The organism is Nakamurella sp., assembly GCF_044224575.1.
Lineage (GTDB): Bacteria > Actinomycetota > Actinomycetes > Mycobacteriales > Nakamurellaceae > Nakamurella.
The window spans coordinates 174,003-192,007 of record NZ_JBGAKE010000010.1; the positions used below are offsets into that span (position 1 = coordinate 174,003).

The following is an 18,005-nucleotide window of genomic DNA, read 5'->3' on the forward strand; positions in this document are numbered from 1 at the left end:
ATCGCCCGCGCCGTTCCTACAGGTACTGGCCGGACCCCGGGCCCGCGCCGCCGGGCACCTCGGCGCCGGAATGCCCCGGCGGCAGGCCGCGCCGCATCTGCTCCAGCTGGGAGCGGGCGGCCATCTGCTGGGCGACGAGGGCCGCCTGCAGACCGTGGAAGACGCCCTCCAACCAGCCGACCAGCTGGGCCTGCGCGATCCGCAGCTCACCCTCGGACGGCACGGTGTCCTCGGTGAACGGCAGCGACAGCCGCTCCAGCTCGTCCCGCAGATCCGGGGTGAGGCCGGTCTCCAGCTCCTTGATCGACCGCTGGTGCACCTGCATCAGCCGGGCCCGGCTCGCCTCGTCCAGCGGCGCGGCCCGCACCTCCTCCAGCAGCTGCTTGATCATGGTGCCGATCCGCATCACCTTCGCCGGCTCGCCGATCGCGTCGGCCGGGTCCACGGGACCGTCGCCGTCCGCCCGGCCGTCGTCGCCGCCCGGCTGGCCACCGGCGCCCGGCACGTCGGCATAGCCGACCGGCTGACCGTCGGGCCCGATCACCACGACCCGCTGACCCTGCGCTTCGCTCATCGTCATTCCCCTCAATTGCTGTTCCGTCAGTCAGTTGCCCGCCGCGGGCGCACCCGCGTCAGGGACCCGCAGCACGACCTTGCCGAAGTGGCCGCCGTCGGCGACCCGCCGGTGCGCCCGCGCCGCGTCCGGCAGGTCGACCACCGAGTCGATCACCGGGCGGACCGCACCGGCGCTCACCAGCGGCCACAACTCGGCCCGGACGTGCGCCACGATCTCCGCCTTGGACCCGGGGCCGGTACCTGGCCGGGAGCGCAGGGTGGTGCCGATGACGCCGGCCCGGCGCCGCATCAACGCGTTGATGTCCAGCTCGGCCGTGGTGCCCCCCTGCATGCCGATGATCACCAGCCGGCCACCGTCGGCCAGGGTGGCGATGTTGCGGGTCAGGTACTTCGCGCCGATGACGTCGAGGATGACGTCGGCGCCCCGGCCGCCGTTGGCCGCCGGCAATGCCGTCACGAAGTCATCGGCCCGGTAGTCGATGACGATGTCGGCGCCGAGTTCCCGGCACCGGTCCAGCGTCTCCGCTCGGGACGCGGTGACCGCCACGGTGGCCCCGCGCGCCTTGGCCACCTGGATGGCCATGGTCCCGATGCCGGATCCACCCCCGTGGATCAGCACCGTTTGGCCGGCCCGCAGGCCGGCCGTCAGCACCAGGTTCGACCACACGGTGCAGGCGACCTCGGGCAATCCGCCGGCATGGACGAGATCGACGCCGGCGGGCACCGGCAAGACCTGCCCCGCAGGCACCGCGACCCGCTCGGCGTAGCCGCCGCCGGCCAGCAGGGCACACACCTGATCGCCCACCGCCCAGCCGGTGACATCGGCACCGACCTGGGCGATGGTGCCGGCGCACTCCAGGCCCAGGATCGGTGACGCACCGGGCGGCGGCGGGTAGTGGCCGGCGGCCTGCAGCAGATCGGCCCGGTTGACCGCGGTGGCCGCGACATCGATCAGTACTTCGTCGGCCGCCGGCTCCGGATCGGGCACCTCGGTCCAGGTGAACTCGGCCGGGGAGCCCGGTCGCTCGACGACGATCGCCTTCATGGGCCCGAGGGTAGCGACCCGGTGCGACGGCCCCCCGGTGGCCCGGCCCCGGTCGGTCCCGGCGGGGGCGACGGCACCCGCGGATCTCCGTTGACGCGCACCCTCGAGTTGTGGCCGGAGCGGCAACCCGGCACGCTGCGTGACGTGAGTCCCGCGCCGCGCCCGTTGGCCGCCTCCTGGCCGATCTTCGGGCTGCGACTGGCCACGCCTCGCCTGGTGCTGACGCCACTGCAGGACGTCGACCTGCCGGAGACGTGCGAGCTGATCCTGGCCGGAATTCATGACCCGGCCGTGATGCCGTTCGCCCGGCCGTGGACCGACGGGGCGCCGGCGGACGTCGTCGCCAACGCGCTGACGTTCTACTGGACCTCGCGGGCGTCGAGCACCCCGGACAACTGGTCGGTGCAGTTCACGGTTCGCCGCCAGGGCGTGCTGGTCGGCCTGCAGGACCTGCGCGGCACGGACTTCGCGCTCACCCGCACGGTCGGCACCGGGTCCTGGCTCGGCCGGTCGCACCAGGGCCAGGGCATCGGCACGGAGATGCGCTCCGCGGTCCTGCAGTTTGCCTTCGATCACCTCAGAGCCGAGCGGGCGGACAGTGCGGCGTTCACCGATAATCCGCAGTCCTTGGCGGTCTCCCGCAAGCTGGGCTACCGACCGGACGGCACTGCGGTGCTCCGGCGCCGACCGGGTGAGCGGGCCGTCGAGCAGCGGCTGACGGTGGACCGCAGCACCTTCGTCCGGCCGGACTGGATGGTGCAGTTCCGCGGCCTGCCGGCCTGCCTGCCCTACTTCGGCCTCTGAGTGCTCACACCCCGGTGAACCCGTTGACGGCGACGACGACACCCAGAATCACCAGGACGACGCTGACGATCGAGCCGCTGTGCCGGGTCATCCACCGGTCGGCTCCGGCCAGCCGTTCGTCGGCCCGGTCGCCCATCACCACGGTCGCGACGACCGGCGCGGCGACGCCGATACTGCCCACCACGGTGAACACCAGCAGGGCCACGATCTGCTGGGCCGGCACGGGGGTCGCCTCGCCGATCGCCGTCGCCGCCGCGACGACGATCACCACGTTCTTCGGATTGAGCGTGGCCAGCAGCAGGGCGAGGCCGAACGCCTTGCCCGCCGTCATCGTCTCGACGCCGGCGAGCCAACCGGGGGGCTCGGGGTCCGATTCCCGGCGGTCGGTCCACCGCTTGAGGCCGAGCAGGATCAGCAGCAGCCCGATGACGATCTTGGCGTAGGCGAACCAGGTCGAATTGCCGGACGGCAGCACCAGCACATCGATCAGGGCGATCACCACGCCGCCGACCAGCAGGATGCCCAGCAGCCAGCCGCCCAGGAACGCCCGGGCCACTCCGGCCGGCCGCTTGGCGGCCAACGCAACCGGCACCAGGACCACCGGCAGGGCGGCCAGCAGCAGGGCGAGCGCCAGCGGCAGGGCGACCAGCACGGCGGTCATCGACGGATCGGACCGGCCGGGGAGGTGCGCATCCCGGGAAGGTAGCACCGGGCAAACGGTCCCCGTCGGTCGAGCCGTCGGGGCCACCATCGAGCGCAGCGGGAGGGCGCGGGAGCGATCCGGCGATGAAGAACGGGGATTGGTCGGCGGCTCCTGATCGGGCCGGACGACCACGGCCTGCCAGACTCGCCCGCATGGGTGCCACCGGCGGGACGACGCGCGGAGCGGCGGACCGCGTCCCGGCCCCGGCCGTGTTCCTGGCGTCCGGCCTGACCCAGTACGTCGGTGCGGCGCTGGCCGTCGGGCTGTTCACGGTGCTGCCGGCGGCGTCGGTGGCCTGGTGGCGGATCGCGGTGTCCGCGCTCGTGCTGCTGGCCTGGCGGCGCCCGTGGCGGCAATCGTGGACCCGCGCGGACCTACTCGGGGCGGCCGCGTTCGGCGTCGTGCTGGCGACCATGAACGTGTCCTTCTACATCGCGATCGAGCACCTCCCGCTGGGCACCGCGGTGGCCATCGAGTTCCTCGGCCCCGTCGCGGTCGCCGGGATCACCGGCCGGGGCTGGCGCGACCGGGCCGGCATCGCCCTGGCCGCGGGCGGCGTCGTGCTGCTCGCCGGAGTGCAGCTGGACCACGCCTTCACCCGGGACACGCTGATCGGCCTGGTGGCGATCCTCGGTTCGGCCGTGTCGTGGGCCGGCTACATCCTGCTGGGCCGGCGGGTTGCGGTGCGCCGCGACGGGATCAGTTCGCTGGCCGTGGGGATGGCGGCCGGCGCCCTGGTGTGGGTTCCGCTTGCCGTCGGGTCGTTCCTGCCGGTGGTGACGGACCTGGGCCGGGCGGCGGCGATCGTCGGCGTGGCGGTGTTGAGTTCGGTGATTCCGTACGTGCTGGAGCAACTGGTGCTGCGCCGGGTGACCGCGGCGCGGTTCGCCATCCTGTTGGCCATGCTGCCGGTCACCGCCGCGCTCATCGGGGCGGTGCTCCTGGGGCAGATCCCGACCGTCCTCGAGCTGGCCGGCATGGCCCTGGTGTGCGTGGCGATCGTGCTGTCCGGGCAACGCCCGGCCGGCCCGGACGAGCCGGAGAACCCGCTGCCGGCCTGATTCGGCGCCCCTTCCCTGTGTTGATCATGGCTTCCCGGCCGTTCTGGTTCGGTCAGAACGGCCGGGAAACCATGATCAACAGGGGTGCGGGCCGGTCAGCCCAGATTGTTGGTGTCGAAGGTGTTGCAGGCCGCCGGGTCACCGGTGCGGTACCCGGTCTGCAGCCACTGCTGCCGTTGCGCCGACGTGCCGTGGCTGAACTGCGACGGGTCCACGTTCCGCCCGCCGAGCTTGCTCTGGATGTAGTCGTCGCCGATCGCTCCGGCCGTCTGCACGGCGTTGGCCAGGTCGGCGTCGGTGATGTCGGTGATCAGGATCTGCCCGTCGGCGCCGGGTACCGTGCTGGCGTGCTTGGCCCAGACGCCGGCGTAGCAGTCCGCCTGGAGTTCCAGTCGCACCGATCCGGACGTCGCACCCGTCGCGGTGCCGACCCGGTTACTGGTGCCCAGCAGGTTCTGCACGTGATGCCCGTACTCGTGGGCGATCACGTAGGCCTGGGTGAAGAGGGCATCGTTCGCGCCGAACGTGGTCTTCAACTCGTTCCAGAAGCTCAGGTCGATGTACACCTGCTGGTCGGACGGGCAGTAGAACGGTCCCATGCCGGACGACCCCTGCCCACAGCCGGTGCCGGTGGAGCCGGTGTAGAAGACGGTGTCCGCCTCCCGGTAGGTGCCGCCCGATGCGGCGAAGGCGTCACCCCAGTAGGACTGCACCGAATTGACAATGCCGACCACCGCGCAGTCGTCGTTGGTGTTGGCGTCCTGGCCGCTGCGGCAACTGGTCTCGAGTTGCTGGTTGTCGACGGTGGCGTTCCCGGAGGCGCCCTGCAGCATGCCGGTCGGGGCGGATCCGCCCGACCCGCCACTGATCATGTAGAAGACCACGATCCCGACCAGGACCAGCAGGCCCAGCCCGCCGCCGCCGACGGCCAGCCCGCCCCGGCCACCGGGCATCCCCGGGAAACCGCCGCCCCGGGACACGCCACCACCGCTGCCGCGGCGGTCCTGGACCTGGGAGGTGTCCAGGCGCGCGTTGGGGTTGAACTTCATCGCGATCACCACCTACTGGTCGAGATACCCGTTCGCACGGCCGGGTACTCACTGTAGGTGCGGTGGGCACGGTTTCGCGGTCCACCGATCGGGTCGGGATCAACGCGGTGGGGGACCGGCGAGCCGGTCCAGCACACCGGTCTGCGCCAGTAGCGCGAACCGGTCGGGCACCCCCCAGTGTTCGACGATCCGCCCGTCGACCACGCGGACCTGGTCGAACACGGTGAAGTCGACCCGGCGGCCGCTGGGCGGGCCGAAGAACGGGCCGGTGGCGGTCGCTTCGCCGTGCACCCGGACCCAGATCCGGTCCCCGACCTCGGCGGCGTCCTCGATGGTGAACCGGGCGTCGGGGAAGGCGCCGTGCACGTCTCGAATGGCGGCCTTCACCGAGGCGGTCGCGGCCGCACCCACCCCGGTGAGCCCGAACTGGTGCTCGATCAGGTCGGCGGAGCACAACTCGTCGACGATCGCGTCGTTTCCGGTGGCGAAGCCTTCGTCGAAGATGCGACGCACGACGTTCAGTGCGGTGGTGTGCAGTGCGGTGGTGCCCGCCGGTGCGGTGGTGGTCATGCCGGCTCCTTCTGGTTGTGCAGTAACTCTGCTATGAGTGCAGTAGTACTGCATCAAATGCACTGTTAGTGTGCTCGGCGTGGCACCCCCCGTCAAGAGTCGATCCACCTACCGGCAGGAGCAGGCCGCGGCGACGAGGCTGCGAATCGCCGAGGCGGCGCGCGAGATGTTCGCTGCGAACGGCTATGGGGGAACAAGCATCGATGCGATCGCCGGCGAAGCGGGGGTCGCGGTGCGCACCGTCTACTCCGCGTTCGGTACGAAGCGGGAGATCCTGTCGTTCGTCTGCGAGCAGTGGCTGGAGCGGGCCAAGGCCCGCGAGCGGGCCGCCGAGGTGCTGGCCGAACCCGATCCGGTCGCCCGCCTGCGCGCCGCCGCCGGCTGGCTCCGCGGGTTGTACGAGGCCGGCTTCGACGTCGTGCTGATCTTCGACGGCGCGATGGACTCCGACCCCGAGACGCGAGAGCTGCTACGGGCCAAGCTGGCCGGCCGCAATCAGGTCATGGACGCGTTGATCGCCTCGCTGACCGGCCGTCTCCGGCTGCCCCTGGCCGACGCCCAGGCGACGTTCCGGGCCTTTGCCGCCGCCGGGGTCTATCAGGAGCTGGTCACCGATCACGGTTGGAGTCCGGATCGGTTCGAGAGCTGGTTGGCCGACACACTCCAGGCGCAGCTGCTCTGACGCCGGTCAGCGACCCCGTTCGTCCGCGGTCGCGTCGCCGGGGCGGGGCTGCACGGGCACCCGGCGCAGCCAGAGCCGGATGCCCTGCCAGCGGATCAGCGCGCTGGTCCGCAGGGTCAGCAGCGGCCGGCGCAGCAGCGCGCGGATCGCGGTGCGGGTGGTCAACGGGTCCCCGAGCCCGGTCAGGGTGGCGACGAATCGGGTCGTGCCCGCCTGACGCAGGGTGACCGACACCGACAGCCGCTCGGCCGGCAGCGGCGTGCGCATCGTGTACGTGCCACCCATCGGCAGGAACGGTGAGACGTAGAACCGCTTGTCCACCCGGTCGGTCCCGGCCCGGTCGGGCCGCAGCAGGTAGGTGTGGCGCCCGCCGTAGGTGTTGTGCACCTCGGCGATCACCGCGACGAGGTCCTCGGCGGCGTCCGGGCCGGTGCGCTGCAGGCAGTAGAACACCGACAACGGGTTGAACACGTGCCCGAGCGTGCGTGGGCACGTCAGCAGCAGGATCCGGTCGGCGGTCAGCCCGTATTCGGCCAGCAACGCGCGGGCGTTGGCGGCGATGGTCCGGGTCGGGTCGCCGAGGTGGTCCCTGGCCTCGAACCGGACGAGCCTGCGTAGTGGCCCGGGCAGGTCCGGTGGCCGATCCAGATCGATGAGCCAAGCACAGGTGTCGTAGTCGAAGCGGCGGTCCAGGCCGGCCGGGGCGGCCGCGAGGCGGCGATGGGTGGTCCGCGCCCGGTAGATCCGTGGCTCGACCCGGGCCGGTCTCCGCGCGGCGGGCTCGAGGGGAGCGCCGGCCCCGGCCGTGTTCCCGAGCTCGGTCGAGGCGACGGACCCGGCCGCGGCCCCGGCGGGACCGGGCCCGGTGGGGCGTCCGGTCAGCGTCACCAGCCGCCGCCCAGCGATTCGGCCGCCCGAACCCCGGAGACACAGCCGTCCTCGTGGAACCCCCAGCCCTGCCAGGCCCCGGCGAAGGCCAGGCGGTCGGTGTTGAGCAGGTGCAGCTCCCGTTGGGCGGCCACCGAGGCGCGGGTGTAACGGGGGTGCGCGTACGTCATCCGGTCCAGGATCCGGGTCGGGTCGATCGTGTCGTCGTTCAGGGTGACCACGTAGTCGCGGTCGTCCGCGATGCGCTGCAGCCGGCCGATGTCGTAGCTGATCCGGACCCGCGCGGGTTCGTCCCGGCAGTGATCCATCCGGTAGTTCCAGGACGCCCGCGCCGCCGGTGCCGCCGGCAGCACCGAGGAGTCGGTGTGCAGCACGGCGCTGCTCGGCAGGTACTCGAACGCGCCGAGCAGGCGCGTCTCGTCCGGTGTCGGGGCGGTGAGCAGGGCCAGCGACTGATCCGGATGGCCGGCCAACACCACCCGGTCGAACCGGCGGACCACGTCGGCGTCGTCCCGGAGCTCGACGGAGTCCGCATGCCGGGTCACCGACCGGATCGGGGTGGCGGTCAGCACCGCGCTGAGGTCCTTCGCGGCGCGCTCGACGTAGGTCCGTGACCCGCCCACCACCGTGCGCCACTGCGGTGACCCGGTGACGGCCAGCGCCCCGTGGTTGTCCAGGAAGGTGAACAGGTACCGGGCCGGGTAGCCCCGGGCGCCGTCGAATCCGCACGACCACACCGCGGCGACCAGGGGCAGTACGAAGTGATGGGCGAAGTAGTCGGTGAACCGGCCCTGGCGGAGGAACTCGCCCAGGGTCAGCGTGTCGTCGCCCCCGGCCAGCACGGCCCGGGCGCGCCGGTGGAACAGCGGGACCTGGGCGAGCAGGGCCAGGTAACGCGGTCGGGCCAGCGAGCGGCGCTGAGCGAACAGGCCCGGCAGGCCGTTCGCGCCCGCGTACTCGAGCCCGCAGCCGCGGCACTGCACGCTCATCGACATGTCCGAGTCCTGAGTGGCCACGCCGAGCTCATCGAACAGCCGGAGCAGGTTGGGGTAGGTGCGGTCGTTGTGCACCAGGAACGCGGAGTCCAGCCCGGCCACCCGACCGTCGGTCAGGGTCACGTCGTGGGTGTGCGCGTGCCCGCCCAACCGGTCGTCGGCCTCGAACAGGTGCACGTCGTGTCCGCGTCGCAGCAGGTGGGCGGCGGTCAACCCGGCGACCCCCGACCCGATCACGGCCACGCTCGGACGGCCGGTGGCGGCGTTGGCGGTCATCGAATCCGTCCTCTCAGGGGTGGTCGAAGGTCGTTCGTCGCCGGACCCGGACCGGCTGGGTCGACCGAACCACCTCTGCGGTCAGTACCCCCGCGGCGGCCTCATCAGATCACGATTCGCGGAGCGTGCGCGGCCCGGCCAGTAGACTCCCGCGCGGAGGCGTGTCCGAGTGGCCGAAGGAAGCCGCCTTGAAAGCGGCCAGGTGTCAAAGCCTCGGGGGTTCGAATCCCTCCGCCTCCGCCGTACGGCCCGACCCGGTCAGTCGCCCGTCCAGATCAGCTGGCGGTAGAGCGCGTCGCCGCCGACGTCGACCAGGCCCAGCCCGAGCAGCCAGGCCAGGGATGCGGAGCCGTAGACGCCGGTGGCCCGCACCGCATGGTGCTGGTTGGCGGCGGCGGCCAGCAGGGCCCGCGCCACCTGGCCGCCGGTGCCCTGTCGTTGGCGATCCGGCCGGATGGCGATGTCCACCAGGACGACGGCGGGCGGGTCGGCGGGATGCTCGTCGTCCAGATCGACCAGCAGGCGGCCGACCGGCCCCCCATCGACCGAGATGCCCAGGTCGCGCCCTTCCGGGTGGTCGGCGCCCAACTCGCGGTGCCGGCTGACCAGCTGGGTGTCGATGAGCTTGCGCAGCTTCGCCGCGCTCATCCGGGTGCCGGCCCAGTCGTCGGCCAGCAGGGCGCGGAGAGCGTCGTCACCCACCCCGACCCGGCCGTGCGGCACCGGCCAGGGCCCGAGGGCCAGGGACAGCGGTGGCGGAACACGCGTGATCAGGTCGCCGACGATCGCGTCCAGCGCGGCCGGCGGGGTGGCGGGGCTGCCAGGCACAGTCATGACCGTACGCAGCCCGACCGCGGTTCGCTCGTTGCCGGCGGCCTGGACGTGGTCGATGATGAGCGAGCCCGAAGCGATTGCGGATCGTGATCGCCCGTGACTCTCCGAAAGGGACCTGCCATGGAAGGCAGCGCGCCGATCACCCTGCCCTGTTCGACCACCTTCGACCTGCCGGGCTACGTGCTCGACCGCAACGTGGGCATCTGCTGGGGGCTGGTCGTCCGCAGCGTCGGCTTTGCCAAGGGCTTCACCGGCGGGTTCCGGTCGCTCAAGGCCGGTGAGGTTCCGCAGTACACCGAGGTGGTCGACTCTGCCCGGCAGACCGCGATGGAGCGGATGGCCGCCCACGCGCAGCAGCTCGGCGCGAACGCCGTGCTGGGTGTGCGGTTCGACTCGTCCGACGTCGCGGAGAATCTGGCCGAGGTGATCGCCTACGGCACCGCCGCGGTGGTCCATCCGGCCTGACCTCGGCGCCTCGAACGCCCGTGCGTCAGTGGGCCTGGAGGACGGCCTCGGCCTCGATCTCGACCATCCATCGCGGATCGAGCAGTCCCGCGACCACCACCATGGTGGCCGCCGGGCCGATGCCGGCGAAGATCTCGCCGTGCGCCGCACCGACCGCCTCCGCGGCGGTGACGTCGGCCAGGTACATCCGGGTGCGGACGACGTCGGTCAGCTGGCCGCCGGCCTCGGCCAACGCGGCGGCGATGATCGCGAAGCAGCGCCGCGCCTGCTCGCCGGGGTCGGCCGGGCAGGACCCGTCCGGCCACACCGGCCCGGTGCCGGACACCAGGACCCGGTCGCCGACCCGGACCGCGCGGGAGAAGCCGATCGTCGGCTCGAACGGCGAACCCGAGCGGACGCGTTGCAGTGACATGGGAACGGTCTAGCAGGTCCGAGCCGAGTGTCGGTCCGGCCGGGCTCACCCGGGCGGACCGTCGTCAGCGGGCGAAGGACGCCGCGGCGGCCAGGAAGGCGTCGTTCTCCTGCGGTGCCCCGATGGTGACCCGCACGCCCCCGGAGGCGTCCGGGAAGGCCCGGACGATCACCTGGTTGGCCTCGGAGTGCGCCGCGAACTCGGCCGACCGTTCGCGCAGCGGCAACCAGACGAAATTCGCCCGGGACGTCGGCACCTCGTAGCCCAGGCCGGTCAGCGCGGCGTGCACCCGTTCCCGTTCGGTGACCACCTGACGCCAGCGCGGCGCCAGCTCGTCCTTGGCGCCGAGCGCGGCCAGCGCGGCCGCCTGGGCGAGCGAGTTCAACGCGAACGGGATCGCCACCTTGCGCATGGCGCTCACCACCGCCGGATCGGCGATGGCGTAACCGACCCGCAGCCCGGCCAGCCCGTACGCCTTGGACAGGGTGCGCAGGGCCACCACGTTCGGCCGTACCGTCGCGTAGTCCAGCCCGTCGGGCGAGTCGGGGGCATCGTCGAACTCGGTGTAGGCCTCGTCGATGGTAACCAGCACGTCGTCCGGCACCCGGTCCAGGAACGACTCCCACCCGGCGCGGCGGATGGTGGTGCCGGTGGGGTTGTTCGGGGTGCAGATGAAGATCAGCCGGGTCGCCGGCGTGATGGCCGCGGCGATCGCGTCGAGGTCGAGTTCGTGGCCGGCGGTCACCGGTACCCGCACGGCCGTGGCGCCGGTGATCTGGGTGACGATCGGATAGGCCTCGAACGAGCGCCAGCCGAACAGCACCTCGTCCCCGCGCTCGGCGGTGGCCTGCACGAGTTGCTGGCACAGCGCCACCGATCCGCAGCCGGCGACGAGGTGCGACTCCGGGGCCCCGCTGTGCCGGGCCAGCGCGGTCACGAGGGCGGCCGCGCCATTGTCGGGATACCGGTTGATCCCGGCGGACTCGTGCACGACCGCGTCCGCGATCGCCTGCGCCACCGCCGGCAGGGTGGGGAAGGAGAGCTCGTTGGAGGCGAGCTTGATCGCGCCCGGCACGCTGCGCCCAGGGGCGTACGCGGGCAGGGTGTCCAGCGCCGACCGGATCCGCACCGTCATCGTGTCCTCCACCCTGCGCCGCACCGCCATGGCCGCGGCCGTCCCCGACCCTAACCGGTCACCCTCCAGGCGAACTTCCACACCATCGACGCCACCGTGTGTGGAATCGACATATACCGTTTCGGCACGGCGAACGAGTACAAACATGCAATGACTGGAAACGATGTGGTTCCCGAGGTGTTGTGGACGCCGACGCCGGAGCGGGTCGAGCGGGCCGCGATCACCGATTTCACCGCCTTCGTGGCCGACCGGACCGGCCGCAGCTTCCCCGACTACGCCGCCCTGTGGGACTACTCGACGAACGATCCAGCCGACTTCTGGGGTGCGATCGCGGACTATTTCCAGGTCCGCTGGCACGACCGGCCCACCGCGGTGCTGCCCGAAGCAGGCATGCCGGGCGCACGACAGGCAGCCCCGGCGGAGCCGGGACAGGCCCCTGCGGCGAGGAGTGCCGACTGGTTCCGGGGCGGCACCCTCAACTACGCCGAGCACGCCCTGGCCGGGGCCGGGGACACCGAGGGGCCCGGGGACCCGGCGATCATCGCGGTCGCCGAGGACGGGTCGGAGGAAATGCTGACCTTGGCCGATCTGCGGCAGCGGGTCGGCGCCGCCCAGGAGGGTCTGCGCCGGCTGGGGGTGGGCCAGGGTGACCGGGTGGTCGCGCTGGTGCCCAATGCCGTGCACGCGCTGGTCGGCTTCCTGGCCACTGCCGCGCTCGGCGCCGTCTGGTCCTCCTGCTCCCCGGACTTCGGCGCTCCGTCGGTGATCGACCGGTTTACCCAGATCTCGCCGACCGTGCTGCTGGCGGTCGACGGATACCGGTACGGCGGCAAGGCATTCCCGGTCGGGGAGACGGTGGCCAAGCTGCGGGACTCGCTGCCGTCGCTGGCCGGCGCGGTGCACATTCCCGCGCTGGGCACCGACGCGCCGGACGGGATGATCGGCTGGGACGAGCTCACGGCGAATCCGGCCGAGCCGGCGTTCACCCCGGTGCCGTTCTCGGCACCGCTGTGGGTGCTGTACTCCTCCGGCACCACCGGGCTGCCCAAGCCGATCGTCCACTCGGTCGGTGGGATCTTGGTGGAACACCTCAAGTCGCTCCGGCTGCACTGGGATCTGGGGCCGGGTGACCGGTTCCTGTGGTTCACCACCACCGGGTGGATGATGTGGAATTTCCTGATCGGCGGCCTGCTGGTCAACGCGACCGTCATCCTCTACGACGGCAGCCCTGGCCACCCGGACCTGATGGCGCTGTGGAAGCTGGCCGAGAAGCACCGGGTCACGCTGTTCGGTACCTCCGCACCCTTCGTTGCCGCCTGCCAGAAGGCCGGGCTGCGACCGGCCGCCGAACTCGACCTGACCAGCATCGGGGCCATCGGGTCGACCGGTTCGCCGCTGTCGACCAGCGGGTTCCGCTGGCTGGCCGACGAGGTCGGCGCGGACATCCAGATCGCCTCGTTCTCCGGCGGCACCGACGTCTGCACGGGTGTGGTCGGCGGAGCCCCCACCGTCCCGGTGTGGCTCGGCGAGATCTCCTGCCGGGCGTTGGGCGCCAAGGTCGAGTCGTTCTCGCCGGCCGGGGAGCCGCTGATCGACGAGGTCGGCGAGCTGGTGATCACTGCGCCGATGCCGTCGATGCCGGTGTTCTTCTGGGGTGACGAGGACGGGACGCGCCTGCGCGACTCGTACTTCGCCGAGTACCCCGGCATCTGGCGGCACGGCGACTGGATCCGGATCACCGGGCGGGGTTCGTGCGTGATCGAGGGGCGGTCCGACGCCACCTTGAACCGGGGCGGGGTCCGGATGGGCACCGCGGAGTTCTACCGGGTGGTGGAATCGCTGCCGGACGTGACCGACTCGCTGGTGGTCGACACCTCGACCGCCGCCGGCGAGGGCGACCTGTTGTTGTTCGTCGTGCTCACCCCGGACGCCGACGAGGCCGCGGCCACCGCTGAGTTGAAAAAGGCGATCCGCAGGGAACTGTCCCCCCGGCACGTCCCCGGCGTGATCGTCCCGGTGACGGCGGTGCCGCGCACCCTCAACGGGAAGAAGTGCGAGGTGCCGGTCAAGCGGATCCTCGGCGGGATGGCGGTGGACGCCGCGGTGTCCCGCGACGCCCTCGCCGACCCCGACGGCTTCGACGAGTTCCTGCGCGTGGCGGCCGGGAGTGTCACCGCCGCGGCGGGAGGGGCAAGGCCGTAGGTTCGGCCGGGTGAACCGGACCTTCCCCACGCTGGGCGCGGTGGCGGCCTGCGCGCTGTTGCTCGCCTCCTGCGCGAGCGGCAGCCTGGCCTCGTCCGAAACGACCCCGTCGGGGCCCGGATCGGCCGTCCCCTCGGCCGCGTCGACGTCCGGTGGGCCGACGATCGCCGGGCCGACGCTGGTGGTGACCGTGCCGGAACTCGCGCTGAGCGGCGCGGGCACGGCACCGGTGACGGTCGCGCCCACCACCGACGCCGCGACGCCGGATGCGCCGTCGCCGACGGTCGAGGCGCCGGCCGCCGACCCCACGCCGACCGACGCCGGCACCCCGGTGGCCCCGGAACCGGCCACCCAGGCTCCGGCGCCGGCCCCGTCGGGTGATGGGTTGAACGTGTCGCTGGCCAACTGTGACGGCTGCTCGGTGGTGGCCACCCACCGCGATGTGGCCGGTGGCCGGTCCGCGGCGCTGGTCGGAACCGGGTCCGGACGTGCACTGCTGCTGTCCGTCGGCTCCGACGGCCAGGTGGCCGGGGTCATCGGGGTGCCGTACGGGGTGGCATTCCCGGCGCCGGCCGACGGTGTGTTGCCCTGCGCCCAGGGTCGGTGCGTGGTGCAGGGCCGGCAGGCCGACGGCCGGGCGATGCTGTCGGCGTTCGAGCTCACCGGGTCCGGCGCCTGGCGGGACGTCTCCGGCGACGACGCGTTCCCGTCGGCGACCGAGCGGTCGGCCGTCGTCGACCTGGACGGCGAACTGGCCATCGCGGTGCAGGACCAGGCCGCGGGCGCGGCCGTGTGGATGCTCTACACCTGGGGTGGTGACCGGTACGCGGTCCTGGGCTGTGCGCCGGACGGCGACCCGCCGTCCGGCGCCGCCGACGTCTCGCCCACCGCCTGCCTGTCCTGACGCCGCCCGGTCCCTGAGTACCCGGCCCCCTCGCCGCGCGGATCAACGACGCAGGCGCGGATGAAGTCATCGACTTGCTGCTCAGGCGTCACATTCGGGGTGAGTTCAGCCGCGCGGGGCCAGATGATTGGCGCGGGCCGGGGTGGAGCCGGGGTGAGGTGGCGCACCAATTCCCAACTCCGTCATGACCGACGACGTCTTACGGTCATGAACACACACGAAAGGAACTCAGACACCAGTAGCACGTTGACGGAGCTGTCGGCCGTCAGCACCGGCACGATGATCCGGTTGGCCGACGAGACGGTCACCCTGGAGCGGGTCGAACATCTTGAGACCGAGCACAGCGCGCTCTCTCCGGTGAGCGGTGTGGGCCTGACCCGCATCAGGTTCCGCCGGAACGGCCGCACCAAGCGACGCATCTATCCGTCGAGGATGCTGGTCGAGCGTGTTCGCCGGGGCCGCAACCGGCCCTGACGCCCGCGATAGCCCGCGAGAGCAGCAGAACGCCCCGAGCCCATTGGGCTCGGGGCGTTCGCGCTATCTCAAGTCAGCTCAGGATGTCCTTGGCGGCGTCCTTGATCTTCTCGCCGGCCTGCTTGACGCTCGCCGACGCCTGGTCGCCCTTGCCCTCGGCCTCGAGGTCACGGTTACCGGTCACCTTGCCGGCGGCCTCCTTGACCTTGCCACCGAGGTCCTGCCCTGTGTTGGCGGCCTTGTCGTCCAATGCCATGTCGGTTCCTTTCGTCCTGGCGAGCGCGCTACTCGCCTCCAGATACCTATGCCCCGTCCGGCGTCTGATGACACCGGACGGGGCATGGGAGCAAGCTGGTAGATCCGTGTCAGACGGGTACGGACACCAGCTGGCCACGCATCTCGGCCGCGTACTGGTCGGCGTTCGGCCCGGCAATCAGGTGGTAGAGGCCGTCGCCGACCTTCACCATGCCGGCGATACCGCTGTTGCGCAGCGCCGCCTCGTCGACCTTGCCCGGGTCCTTGACCTTGACCCGGAGCCGGGTCTCGGCGGCGGACTCGACCTTGCTGACGTTGGCCTGCCCGCCGAGCCCGGCGATGAAGTCCCGGGCCTTTTCGGCGGCGAGGGGGTCCCGCAGCTTCGGTTTCGTGCCGGGCTCGTCGTAGACCACTTCCTCGATCTGGTCCGCGCCGAGTTCGGCCTCGTCGCCCGCGATCTTGAGGTACTCCTCGATGTCGGTCTTCAGGTTCTCCGACCGGGTCCCGAAGATCGCCTGCATGTTGTTGCCGACGATGAGCACGCCGGCCGCGCCGAGCGCCTTGAGCTTGCTCTGGCTCGCCTTGTTGATGTCGACCACGCCGACCCGCAGCCGGGTGATGCAAGCGTCCAGATCGGTGATGTTGCTGCGGCCGCCGAACGCCAGCACCAGCTGCTGGGAGAACCGGTTGGCCCCGTCCGCCGCGGCCTCACCGACGTCGACCTCGGTTTCCTCGCGCCCGGGTGTCTTCATGTTGAAGAGTTTGATCAGCCCGTAGAACACCGCGAAGTAGAGGACGAACCAGATCGGTCCGACGATGAGCACCAGCCAGGGTTTGATGCCGTTGGCGTAGAACAGGACGTAGTCGATGCCGCCCTGGGAGAACGTGTACCCGAGCCGGCCGCCGAGCAGGTACATCACGGTGAAGCCGGAGGCGTACATGATCGCGTGCGCGACGTACAGCAGCGGCGCGACGAACAGGAAGGCGAACTCGAGCGGCTCGGTGATGCCGGTGAGGAACGTGGTCAACGCGGCCGCCAGCATGATCGAGCCGATCTTGACCTTGTTCTCCGGCTTGGCGGTCACGTAGATCGCCAGCGCCGCGCCGCACAGACCGAACATCTTGCCCAGGAACCCACCGCCGAAGATGCCGGACTCGGGATGCCCGCGCAGGAAGCAGGTCAGGATGCCTTCACAGTTGGACCAGCCGCCGATGTTGACCACGTAGAAGAACGGCGCGTTCCAGATGTGGTGCAGGCCGAACGGCAGCAGGGCGCGCTCGACCAGGGCGTAGACGAACACGGCGACCGGCGCGTTGGCGCTGATCACCTCGTTGGCGGTGTTCTCGATGAAGTTGCCGATGGGCGGCCAGAGGAAGGCCAGCACGATGCCCAGGGCGATGGCCGCGAACGCGGTGACGATCGGCACGAACCGCTTGCCGGCGAAGAACCCGAGGTAGGGCGGAAGCGTGATCCGATAGAACCGGTTGAACAGGTACCCGGCGATGATGCCGATGATGATGCCGCCGAACACGCCGGTGTCCAGCGTCTGCAGGCCCAGGACGGCCTTGGTGTCGATGCCGCGGGCGGCCGCCACGGTGCCGATGGTCGCGGTCATCACCAGGTAACCGACGGTCGCGGCCAGCGCGGACACGCCGTCGTTCTTGGCGATGCCCAGCGCCACACCGACCGCGAAGATCAGGCCGAGCGCGCCGAACACGGGGTCGCCGGCGTTCTGCAGGATCTTGAGGAAGACGTACAGCGGCTCGGCCAGGACCCCGGCGGCCACCGGGTCGCCGATGACGACGGCCGGCGGGTTGGCCAGACAGGCCGTCACATCCCCGGCCACGGCGGTTCCGTCGACGGTGCAGTAGCCGAGGTTGATGGCCTGCTGGTTGTAGTTGCCCAGGAACGCGCCGCCGACGCCGAGCAGGATGCCGGCCACCGGCAGCACGGCCACCGGCAGCATCAGCGACTTGCCCAGCTTCTGCAGGAAGCCGAAGAAGTTGCTCCAGATCTCCTTGAGCTTGTTCGGGGCCGGCGGGGCGGGTTGGGCCGCCGGCGTCTTCTCCAGGGTGGTGGTCATGCGAAATGTCCTTCCACTGACGTGGTGGTCGGGGCGCGGTGCGGGTCGGTCATCGGGTCAGTCGTCATCGAGCGGAACCAGGGCGCGGACGGCCGCGGCCGACTCGGCGCCGAGCGCCTGCGCGGCCAACTCCTGGCAGCGCTCCAGGGACAGCGAACGGATCAACGCCTTCACCGACGGGATGGCCGGCACGCTGACCGACAACTCGTCCACGCCGATGCCGACCAGCAGCGGCACCGCCTGGATGTCGGACGCCGCGCCGCCGCAGACGCCGACCCACCGGCCGGCGGCATGGGCCCCACGCACGCACTCGGCGATCAGGCCGAGCACCGCCGGGTTCAGCGCGTCGACCTGCGGAGCCAGCTTCGGATGGCCGCGATCCATGGCCAGGGTGTACTGGGTGAGGTCGTTGGTGCCGACCGAGAAGAAGTCGACCTCGGCGGCGAACTGGTGCGCCATCACCGCGGTGGACGGCACCTCGCACATGATGCCGACCGGGACCGCAGGTACTCCCAGGGCGTTCCGCTCCTCCTCGAAGATCGCCTTGGCCAGCCGGAAGTCCTCGATGGTGGAGATCATCGGGAACATCAC

The 18,005-nt window shown here is 71.4% G+C and carries 20 protein-coding genes and 1 tRNA gene; 8 read left to right on the forward strand and 13 right to left on the reverse strand.

Annotated elements, in window-relative coordinates; all coding sequences use genetic code 11:
• Positions 1–16: 16 nt before the first annotated feature.
• Together ACILSK_RS13695 and ACILSK_RS13700 are read right to left on the reverse strand one after the other, a co-directional pair.
• Positions 17–574 (reverse strand): bacterial proteasome activator family protein, encoded by a 558-nt coding sequence (locus ACILSK_RS13695; protein ID WP_395727715.1) that lies wholly within the window; start codon positions 572–574, stop codon positions 17–19.
• 30 nt (positions 575–604) lie between these two features.
• Entirely contained in the window at positions 605–1,621 is a 1,017-nt protein-coding gene (locus ACILSK_RS13700) for an NAD(P)H-quinone oxidoreductase (protein WP_395727716.1), read from the reverse strand.
• Positions 1,622–1,711: 90 nt separating this feature from the next.
• Between ACILSK_RS13700 and ACILSK_RS13705 the strand changes: the two genes are divergently transcribed.
• Entirely contained in the window at positions 1,712–2,425 is a 714-nt protein-coding gene (locus tag ACILSK_RS13705) for a GNAT family N-acetyltransferase (RefSeq protein ID WP_395727717.1), read from the forward strand.
• Positions 2,426–2,429: 4 nt separating this feature from the next.
• On the opposite strand, the gene ACILSK_RS13710 is transcribed toward ACILSK_RS13705, so the two are convergent.
• Positions 2,430–3,086, reverse strand: a complete 657-nt coding sequence (locus ACILSK_RS13710) for a GAP family protein (RefSeq protein ID WP_395727718.1) — start codon at positions 3,084–3,086, stop codon at positions 2,430–2,432.
• 194 nt (positions 3,087–3,280) lie between these two features.
• On the opposite strand from ACILSK_RS13710, the gene ACILSK_RS13715 reads away from it, so the two are divergent.
• Positions 3,281–4,189 carry an EamA family transporter gene (locus ACILSK_RS13715; RefSeq protein WP_395727719.1) on the forward strand — a complete coding sequence of 303 codons (909 nt, stop codon included), beginning with the start codon at positions 3,281–3,283 and terminating at the stop codon, positions 4,187–4,189.
• Between the two features lie 95 nt (positions 4,190–4,284).
• Here ACILSK_RS13715 and ACILSK_RS13720 read toward each other — a convergent pair whose 3' ends face one another.
• Positions 4,285–5,238, reverse strand: coding sequence for a neutral zinc metallopeptidase (locus ACILSK_RS13720; protein ID WP_395727720.1), 954 nt, complete (start codon positions 5,236–5,238; stop codon positions 4,285–4,287).
• 99 nt (positions 5,239–5,337) lie between these two features.
• Positions 5,338–5,808: an ester cyclase gene (locus ACILSK_RS13725; protein ID WP_395727721.1), complete on the reverse strand. Its 471-nt coding sequence runs from the start codon at positions 5,806–5,808 to the stop codon at positions 5,338–5,340.
• A 79-nt stretch (positions 5,809–5,887) separates the two neighbouring features.
• Between ACILSK_RS13725 and ACILSK_RS13730 the strand changes: the two genes are divergently transcribed.
• Positions 5,888–6,490, forward strand: a complete 603-nt coding sequence (locus ACILSK_RS13730; protein ID WP_395727722.1) for a TetR/AcrR family transcriptional regulator — start codon at positions 5,888–5,890, stop codon at positions 6,488–6,490.
• A gap of 6 nt (positions 6,491–6,496) precedes the next feature.
• Here ACILSK_RS13730 and ACILSK_RS13735 read toward each other — a convergent pair whose 3' ends face one another.
• Both ACILSK_RS13735 and ACILSK_RS13740 read right to left on the reverse strand, forming a co-directional pair.
• Entirely contained in the window at positions 6,497–7,378 is an 882-nt protein-coding gene (locus ACILSK_RS13735) for a DUF1365 domain-containing protein (RefSeq protein ID WP_395727723.1), read from the reverse strand.
• Positions 7,375–8,649 carry an NAD(P)/FAD-dependent oxidoreductase gene (locus ACILSK_RS13740; protein ID WP_395727724.1) on the reverse strand — a complete coding sequence of 425 codons (1,275 nt, stop codon included), beginning with the start codon at positions 8,647–8,649 and terminating at the stop codon, positions 7,375–7,377. Before ACILSK_RS13740 ends, ACILSK_RS13735 begins: the two co-directional genes overlap by 4 nt.
• Before the next feature lie 155 nt (positions 8,650–8,804).
• Here ACILSK_RS13740 and ACILSK_RS13745 point away from each other — a divergent pair.
• Positions 8,805–8,889: transfer RNA gene (locus ACILSK_RS13745), tRNA-Ser, on the forward strand.
• A gap of 18 nt (positions 8,890–8,907) precedes the next feature.
• Here ACILSK_RS13745 and ACILSK_RS13750 read toward each other — a convergent pair.
• The gene (locus ACILSK_RS13750) at positions 8,908–9,477 is read right to left on the reverse strand and encodes a GNAT family N-acetyltransferase (protein WP_395727725.1); all 570 of its coding nucleotides are present in this window, start codon (positions 9,475–9,477) and stop codon (positions 8,908–8,910) included.
• A 126-nt stretch (positions 9,478–9,603) separates the two neighbouring features.
• On the opposite strand from ACILSK_RS13750, the gene ACILSK_RS13755 reads away from it, so the two are divergent.
• Positions 9,604–9,948 (forward strand): YbjQ family protein, encoded by a 345-nt coding sequence (locus tag ACILSK_RS13755; protein WP_395727726.1) that lies wholly within the window; start codon positions 9,604–9,606, stop codon positions 9,946–9,948.
• Between the two features lie 25 nt (positions 9,949–9,973).
• On the opposite strand, the gene ACILSK_RS13760 is transcribed toward ACILSK_RS13755, so the two are convergent.
• On the reverse strand, positions 9,974–10,360 hold the full coding sequence (locus ACILSK_RS13760) for a RidA family protein (RefSeq protein WP_395727727.1): 387 nt from the start codon (positions 10,358–10,360) through the stop codon (positions 9,974–9,976).
• A gap of 64 nt (positions 10,361–10,424) precedes the next feature.
• Entirely contained in the window at positions 10,425–11,495 is a 1,071-nt protein-coding gene (gene hisC / locus ACILSK_RS13765) for a histidinol-phosphate transaminase (RefSeq protein WP_395727728.1), read from the reverse strand.
• A 150-nt stretch (positions 11,496–11,645) separates the two neighbouring features.
• Between hisC and ACILSK_RS13770 the strand changes: the two genes are divergently transcribed.
• The 3 genes from ACILSK_RS13770 to ACILSK_RS13780 all read left to right on the forward strand — a co-directional run bounded on the left by ACILSK_RS13770 (position 11,646) and on the right by ACILSK_RS13780 (position 15,075).
• On the forward strand, positions 11,646–13,697 hold the full coding sequence (locus ACILSK_RS13770; RefSeq protein ID WP_395727729.1) for an acetoacetate--CoA ligase: 2,052 nt from the start codon (positions 11,646–11,648) through the stop codon (positions 13,695–13,697).
• A gap of 10 nt (positions 13,698–13,707) precedes the next feature.
• Positions 13,708–14,601, forward strand: a complete 894-nt coding sequence (locus ACILSK_RS13775; protein ID WP_395727730.1) for a hypothetical protein — start codon at positions 13,708–13,710, stop codon at positions 14,599–14,601.
• Between the two features lie 246 nt (positions 14,602–14,847).
• A complete protein-coding gene (locus ACILSK_RS13780) occupies positions 14,848–15,075 on the forward strand; it encodes a hypothetical protein (protein ID WP_395727731.1) in 228 nt (75 codons plus the stop codon).
• 73 nt (positions 15,076–15,148) lie between these two features.
• On the opposite strand, the gene ACILSK_RS13785 is transcribed toward ACILSK_RS13780, so the two are convergent.
• From ACILSK_RS13785 to ACILSK_RS13795, 3 genes are all read right to left on the reverse strand, one after another.
• On the reverse strand, positions 15,149–15,331 hold the full coding sequence (locus ACILSK_RS13785) for a CsbD family protein (RefSeq protein WP_395727732.1): 183 nt from the start codon (positions 15,329–15,331) through the stop codon (positions 15,149–15,151).
• Between the two features lie 109 nt (positions 15,332–15,440).
• Positions 15,441–17,414 (reverse strand): PTS transporter subunit EIIC, encoded by a 1,974-nt coding sequence (locus ACILSK_RS13790; RefSeq protein WP_395727733.1) that lies wholly within the window; start codon positions 17,412–17,414, stop codon positions 15,441–15,443.
• Positions 17,415–17,471: 57 nt separating this feature from the next.
• Positions 17,472–18,005: putative PEP-binding protein (locus ACILSK_RS13795; protein ID WP_395727734.1), on the reverse strand; the 534-nt coding region annotated here is incomplete at its 5' end.

Excerpts from the sequence above, each read along its gene's own strand:
- ACILSK_RS13720 (WP_395727720.1), bottom strand. The coding sequence starts at position 5,238 with ATGAAGTTCAACCCCAACGCGCGCCTGGACACCTCCCAGGTCCAGGAC.
- ACILSK_RS13785 (WP_395727732.1), bottom strand. The coding sequence starts at position 15,331 with ATGGCATTGGACGACAAGGCCGCCAACACAGGGCAGGACCTCGGTGGC.
- ACILSK_RS13760 (WP_395727727.1), bottom strand. The coding sequence starts at position 10,360 with ATGTCACTGCAACGCGTCCGCTCGGGTTCGCCGTTCGAGCCGACGATC.
- ACILSK_RS13710 (WP_395727718.1), bottom strand. The coding sequence starts at position 3,086 with ATGACCGCCGTGCTGGTCGCCCTGCCGCTGGCGCTCGCCCTGCTGCTG.
- ACILSK_RS13695 (WP_395727715.1), bottom strand. The coding sequence starts at position 574 with ATGAGCGAAGCGCAGGGTCAGCGGGTCGTGGTGATCGGGCCCGACGGT.
- ACILSK_RS13725 (WP_395727721.1), bottom strand. The coding sequence starts at position 5,808 with ATGACCACCACCGCACCGGCGGGCACCACCGCACTGCACACCACCGCA.
- ACILSK_RS13740 (WP_395727724.1), bottom strand. The coding sequence starts at position 8,649 with ATGACCGCCAACGCCGCCACCGGCCGTCCGAGCGTGGCCGTGATCGGG.
- ACILSK_RS13700 (WP_395727716.1), bottom strand. The coding sequence starts at position 1,621 with ATGAAGGCGATCGTCGTCGAGCGACCGGGCTCCCCGGCCGAGTTCACC.
- ACILSK_RS13790 (WP_395727733.1), bottom strand. The coding sequence starts at position 17,414 with ATGACCACCACCCTGGAGAAGACGCCGGCGGCCCAACCCGCCCCGCCG.
- ACILSK_RS13715 (WP_395727719.1), top strand. The coding sequence starts at position 3,281 with ATGGGTGCCACCGGCGGGACGACGCGCGGAGCGGCGGACCGCGTCCCG.
- ACILSK_RS13755 (WP_395727726.1), top strand. The coding sequence starts at position 9,604 with ATGGAAGGCAGCGCGCCGATCACCCTGCCCTGTTCGACCACCTTCGAC.
- ACILSK_RS13770 (WP_395727729.1), top strand. The coding sequence starts at position 11,646 with ATGACTGGAAACGATGTGGTTCCCGAGGTGTTGTGGACGCCGACGCCG.
- hisC (WP_395727728.1), bottom strand. The coding sequence starts at position 11,495 with ATGACGGTGCGGATCCGGTCGGCGCTGGACACCCTGCCCGCGTACGCC.